Origin of the sequence: Bacillus sp. EKM202B (genome assembly GCF_011066025.1) — a bacterium.
Classification (GTDB): Bacteria; Bacillota; Bacilli; order Bacillales; family Bacillaceae_G; genus Bacillus_A; species Bacillus_A toyonensis.
Window position 1 is genome coordinate 1 of record NZ_JAAMNK010000088.1, and the last position, 875, is coordinate 875.

Annotated in this window: 1 protein-coding gene and 1 pseudogene; both read left to right on the forward strand. The window is 32.9% G+C overall.

All coding sequences use genetic code 11. From position 1 onward, the window contains the following. Nucleotides 1-220, forward strand: a pseudogene (locus G9F74_RS29395) (hypothetical protein); the annotation flags it as partial. Continuing rightward, on the forward strand, nt 220-875 hold a 656-nt coding region (locus G9F74_RS29400), incomplete at its 3' end, for an IS3 family transposase (RefSeq protein ID WP_165406428.1). The pseudogene G9F74_RS29395 and the gene G9F74_RS29400, both read left to right, overlap by 1 nt.

Consider the following 875-nt stretch of genomic DNA (forward strand, 5'->3'; position numbering starts at 1 on the left):
ACATGTGGCTCAAATTAAAACTTGGATGAAATGGTATCGTGAAGGCGAAACCTATCGGTTTGAACAATCTATTGGAAGACAATCTGCACATGGAAAAGGCTTAAAAAGGTTAACAGAACTTGAACAAAAAGAATTAGAAATACGTTATTTAAAGGCAAAGATTATATTGCTGGAAAAGTGCCAAGAAATCTTAAGGAGGTGGGAGGAAAAGAAGAAATAATGAAAATGATAAATGAATGGCAATCAATTTTTACAATTGCAGAACTGTGTTCCATATTTAATATTTCACGTGCTACTTATTATCGTTGGAAAAAGCAGGAGAAAACAGTAACTAATCATGAAGAAAAAACCGTAATAGAAATATGTCAACATCATAAATATCGGTACGGATATCGTCGGGTTACAGCTTGTCTACGTGATCAATTTAACATCGTAATGAATCATAAAAAAGTATTACGTATCATGAGAAAATACAACGTATTATCTCGGGTTAGAAAAAAGAAAAAGATATTTGTGCTCGGTCATGAACCAGTGGTAGCTAAAAATAGAATACAACGGAGATTTAAAGCTACCAAGCCTAATGAAAAATGGTTCACTGATATCACGTATTTGATGTTCGGCAATAAGACTCTTTATTTTTCATCTATTATAGATGGGTTTAACAATGAAATTGTAAGTTATAAAATAGCTGAGACACAGGATGTTTCTCTTGTATTAGATACTCTAAAAGAGGCTTTAAGAAAGCGAAATGTGATTGATACGATTTTACATTCGGATCAAGGAAAGGTGTATACATCAAAACAATTTCAAACATATGCCAAAGAAAAAGGCATTATCACAAGCATGTCTCGTACAGGAAACTGCCATGATAATGC